Here is a 4,754-nt window from a genome sequence, read left to right as displayed (position 1 = left end):
CAAGCCACGGCATCGGCAGATAGCCACGTTCGGTTGGCAGTAAAACGCCGTCTTCATCACCGCTGTCAAAAACCAGTGGGCTGTCTTCGATGTCCTCGCCCCAAATATCAAGGTTCAGAACAGAAAATGGAAAACGGCTGCCCTCTTCAATGATCTTTCCTGCAAAGCGCGTGGGGATGCGTTTGCCGCGCGCTTGACCGTTCAGATCACAAGCTGCGACGCGGATGGAGCGAACTTCGGGATGCTGCGATAGCCAAGTGTCCATTGGGGCCTCTTAACGAATGAGAGTAGGGCGATACTTGATTTTGCTACGCCGTTCTTGGGGAAGATGTTTGTTTAAGCGGCGGTTCACGAGCCCGAACAGCGAAATTACGATTAAGGTCAGAATGATGAAAAAGCCGGCCAAAATGGGGTAAGGCACGAAGGGGTTAAATGTCTTATCCGCGAAGTAATTAGCGTAATACAGTGCATCACCGCGTTGCTGCCATGCAGGGAAGCCTGTGAAGAAGACCAGCGTTGTGGCGTGAAACAAAAAGATCGCCTCATTCGTGTAGGCGGGCCACGCAAGGCGCAGCATCGTGGGCCATATGATGCGTTTGAACCGTGGCCAACCCGTTAAGCCATAGGCATCGGCGGCCTCAACATCGCCCTTGGGGATTGACAGCAAAGCACCGTAGAAGATTTCGCCAGTGTAGGCGGATGTGTTGCAAAACAGAACGATCAACGCCCCTAACCACGCCGCCGTGAACGCGTCAAAAATGGGGCTTACGCCTTTCAGCGATAAGAACAGGAAGTATGCAAAGAAGAACTGGATAAACAGCGGCGAGCCGCGGAACAGGAAAATGAACCATTCGGCGGGTTTGCGCAGCCACGGATTTTGTGCAGCTTTTCCTAGTGCGAGCGCGGTCGCAAACACGAAGCCGAACAACAATGCAACGATGCCGAAATAGATGTTCCAGATCATGCCAGAGCCGATCAAGGTGACCTGCTCACACAGTGTGAAATCTTCTTTTGGCAAGAGGCGTTGGCCTACGCCGATGGATCGCAATCCGTAATCTGTGATGGTTTGAAGGCACTCTTCCATTAGATGGCCTTCCTTTGCGCTTCGCCGCCTGAGGTGGCTTGGCCTCGCGTCAGGCGCTTCATCAAGCGTTCCAAGACAATTTCAGATACCTTTGTGAACGCGAGATAGAAAACCAAGAGGAATAAAAAATACCACATGCGCCAGTCGCCGTGGGGGTAATCGGTGAAGCGTGTTGTCTTCGTGCCGCCTAGTTCGCGCGCCCAATAGACGATGTCTTCGACGCCAAGTAGAAACAACAGCGGCGTCGCTTTGATAAGGACCATCCAAAGATTGCTCAGTCCAGGCAGGGCGAAAACCCACATTTGCGGCACAAGAATGCGTCTGAAACTTTGGCGCGGTGTCATGCCATACGCTTCTGCCGTTTCGATTTGAGCACGCGGTACGGCGCGCATGGCTCCAAAGAGCACATTGGCTGCAAATGCACCGAACACGATGGCAAAGGTGAGGACGGCAAGGCTGAACCCATAGCTTTCATGGATCCATTGCGGGGCCGAACTAAGTGGCATCTTGGCCGAATCACAGACGATGAAATCGTTGCCTTGGCGGATCGGTTGATCCCAATCACGGCACAGCGCTTTGTGGCGCAGGTATTCGATGCCTTGATCTAGGGCGATGATAAAGAACAAGAAAAACGCGATATCGGGCACGCCGCGCACGATTGCGATGTAGCCTTTACCGATCCAACGCAAAGGTGCGATGTTGGAACGTGCAGAGGACGCGCCGAAAAAGCCGAATGCCAGCGCAGTGGGTGCGGTGATCGCGAGTAGCAAAAGGACGGTGCCAAAGGATGCATAGAACCCCATGTGCTTGCCTGTTGTCAGGTAGCACGAAAGCCATGTCAGGCCGCTTAACTGGGAAGGGTCAGTGCAATAACTAAACATCGGACTTTCTTTTTTGCTAGGCGTAGGGTTGCAGGATATCGTGGCTTAGGCCAAGCCTGAAACGTGCGATTGGCAGAAGTTTTCGAAAGGTTATCAGTTTATGACGGCAAAACAGAAGGTCGTTATTGTTGGCGGCAGCTTAATCGGGGCATGTTCGGCGTTTGAACTGGCCGCGAAAGGTGCGGATGTTTTGGTGCTGGATGCAAGTAGCGCAAGCGCTACGGATGCGAGTTTCGGCTGGATCAACGCGTCATTCTTTGAAACTCCTGAGTATTTTGCACTGCGGGTCGAAGGGATTGCGGCCTATCACAGGCTTCAGAAACGTTTGAGTATTCCCGTAACGTGGTGTGGTGGCTTGTGTTGGGAATTTGAGGGCACTGCCTTTGAGGCGCAGTACAACGCGCTCCACGCACAGGGGTATCCGTGCAAGATTATCGAACGGGATGCTATTGGTGTGCTTGAACCTGATTTGGGCAAAATACCGGACCGTGCGATCCATTTTACAGCGGAAGGATCCGCAGAACCGACGATGCTGGCGGAGCGTTTGTTGAGTGCTGCGGTGTCGCTTGGCGCAAGAGTTGCACGCGGATTCCATGTGACGGGGTTTGTTCAAAAAGCTGGGCGCGTTGTTGGTGTTCAAACGAGCGAAGGTGTTTTTGAGGCGGATCAGGTTCTGGTTGCTGCGGGCATTGGAACCCAACAGCTATTAGCCACGTTGAACATTAAGTTACCAATGCTGCATCGCCCGGCTTTGGTTCTGCGCACGAAACCGATTGCCGCGAAAATCTCTCATATTCTTGCGACGGATTTCGGGGAAGTGCGGCAATTGCCTGATGGATCTCTGATGACGCCTGCCTCCATTGGGCATCAAGCGGATGCGTCAGAGGTCCTAAGTGCGCATCCTGATGTTGCGGCTGAAAAAGCCATGACACGTCTGCGTGCGCTTTTTCCTCAGATTGGGTTGGACATGGCCGCGATGCAGCTGGCGAACCGACCTGTTCCAAAGGACGGGTTCCCAGCTGTGGGCGCTGTTGCGGATGGGCTTTACGTGGCCACGATGCATTCGGGCGTGACGCTTGGGGCGTTGATGGGTGATTTGATCGCGCAAGAAATTTTGGCTGGGCCAAACGATCAGACAACACCTTGGTTATCAGCGTTTAGACCTCAACGCTTTAGCTGATTTGCAACGAAAAACGGCGGCCCGTCTAAAAGGCCGCCGTTTCAACTCTCAAAAGCAGGTGTGCTTTAGAATTCTTCGCCGATTTCCCACTTAGCGATCAACGCGTTCAAAGAACCGTCCGCTTTCATGGATGTGATTGCTGCGTCGAGCTTGGCTTTCAACTCACCGTCGCTTTCGCGCAGGCCAAGACCAATGCCGCCGCCAAGCAGTTCTTCTTGCTCGATCAGCATCAAGGATGCGTCTTCGTCAGCGATTGGCTTGAGATATGTTTTATCCGCCAGTACCGCGTCTGCTTCGCCGTTACGAACAGCTGCTACTGTCTCTTCTGGTGTTGCGAACTCAACAAGTGTCGCGCCAGTAGAAGCGATGTGGGACGCTTGGATTGTGCCCGTTTGTGCTGCGATGACGCCGCCTGCCAGATCAACATCCATGCTAAGCGCGATGTAACCAGATGGATCAGGCTGTGTGTAGTTCTGTGTGAAATCAATGACTTCATCGCGCTCATCCGTGATGGACATGCCTGCGATGATGACGTCGTAGTTGCCAGAAACGAGGTTCGGAATGATGCTGTCCCATTCGTTTGTGACCCACTCGCAAGTCAATTCTGCGCGCTTGCACAGCTCGTCGCCAACTTCGCGCTCAAAGCCGTCGACTTCGCCAGCGTCGTTGATGAAGTTATAGGGAGGGTACGCGCCCTCTGTGCCAAGGCGAACAGTTGTCGCGTGGCTGTCTGCGAACGCGAGGCTGGCAGTGAGGGCCAGTGCGGTTGTGCTAAGAATAAGGTTTTTCATTGTAGTGCTCCCTAGGTGTCGTTTTCGTTTGTTAGCATTTAAGCTCACGCAGTGCTGGATATAAACTGCTGCAAGCGGGTTGATTTAGGTGCTCCAAATAGATCTTTGGGCGCGCCTTCTTCCTCGATCAAGCCTTGGTGCAGGAACACGACGTGATCCGAAACATCCGCGGCCAATTTCATATCATGGGTCACGATCATCATGGTGCGCCCTTCGGCGGCCAGGTCTTTAATCACCCGAATGACTTCTTGTTCTAATTCAGGGTCCAGCGCTGATGTCGGTTCGTCAAACAGCAACGCTTCGGGTTCCATACACAACGCGCGCGCAATTGCGGCGCGTTGTTGTTGACCACCTGATAGTTGCGCAGGATAGACATCGCATTTATCGCCGATCCCAACTTTGTCGAGATACTTGCGCGCGGAGGCATCCACCTCATCGCGATCCCGACCAAGCACGGTAAGCGGCGCTTCCATTACGTTCTGCAAGATTGTCATGTGGGACCACAGATTGAACTGTTGGAAGACCATCGACAGGTTCGTGCGAATACGAATGACTTGGGCGTTGTCGGCGGTACGTCGATTATGGCCAGTGCCTGCCCATTTAACTGGTTCACCCTTAAACAGAACGTCGCCTTGTTGACTGTCCTCAAGCAGGTTCGCGCAACGCAAAAGTGTTGATTTTCCCGAACCAGACGAACCGATTAGGGACACCACATCACCGCGCTTGGCGGCGATGGACACGCCTTTGATGACCTCCAAATTGCCATAGGCTTTATGAAGGTCGCGGAGTTCTATGACGGTGTCAGCTTGGCTCACGAC

Annotated in this window: 5 protein-coding genes and 1 pseudogene; 1 reads left to right on the top strand and 5 read right to left on the bottom strand. The window is 53.3% G+C overall.

The annotated features are described in order from the left end of the window. The 3 genes and pseudogenes from QZ279_RS11920 to QZ279_RS11910 all read right to left on the bottom strand — a co-directional run. A pseudogene (locus QZ279_RS11920) lies at positions 1–265 on the bottom strand (glutamine synthetase); the annotation flags it as partial. A 9-nt stretch (positions 266–274) separates the two neighbouring features. Further along, positions 275–1,084 carry an amino acid ABC transporter permease gene (locus QZ279_RS11915; protein WP_293451132.1) on the bottom strand — a complete coding sequence of 270 codons (810 nt, stop codon included), beginning with the start codon at positions 1,082–1,084 and terminating at the stop codon, positions 275–277. After that, positions 1,084–1,965 (bottom strand): ABC transporter permease subunit, encoded by an 882-nt coding sequence (locus tag QZ279_RS11910; protein WP_293451130.1) that lies wholly within the window; start codon positions 1,963–1,965, stop codon positions 1,084–1,086. Before QZ279_RS11910 ends, QZ279_RS11915 begins: the two co-directional genes overlap by 1 nt. A 100-nt stretch (positions 1,966–2,065) precedes the next feature. Between QZ279_RS11910 and QZ279_RS11905 the strand changes: the two genes are divergently transcribed. After that, on the top strand, positions 2,066–3,145 hold the full coding sequence (locus QZ279_RS11905) for an FAD-dependent oxidoreductase (protein ID WP_293451128.1): 1,080 nt from the start codon (positions 2,066–2,068) through the stop codon (positions 3,143–3,145). Positions 3,146–3,210: 65 nt separating this feature from the next. Here the strand turns inward: QZ279_RS11905 and QZ279_RS11900 are convergent, their stop codons facing one another. Both QZ279_RS11900 and QZ279_RS11895 read right to left on the bottom strand, forming a co-directional pair. Continuing rightward, entirely contained in the window at positions 3,211–3,936 is a 726-nt protein-coding gene (locus tag QZ279_RS11900; RefSeq protein WP_293451126.1) for a transporter substrate-binding domain-containing protein, read from the bottom strand. Between the two features lie 44 nt (positions 3,937–3,980). Beyond that, positions 3,981–4,751, bottom strand: coding sequence for an ATP-binding cassette domain-containing protein (locus QZ279_RS11895; protein ID WP_293451134.1), 771 nt, complete (start codon positions 4,749–4,751; stop codon positions 3,981–3,983). Positions 4,752–4,754: the final 3 nt, after the last annotated feature.

The organism is Planktotalea sp., from assembly GCF_018607965.1.
GTDB lineage: Bacteria > Pseudomonadota > Alphaproteobacteria > Rhodobacterales > Rhodobacteraceae > Planktotalea.
The sequence above is the reverse complement of the archived record's forward strand: the minus strand, read 5'-3'. Positions and strand labels throughout refer to the sequence as shown.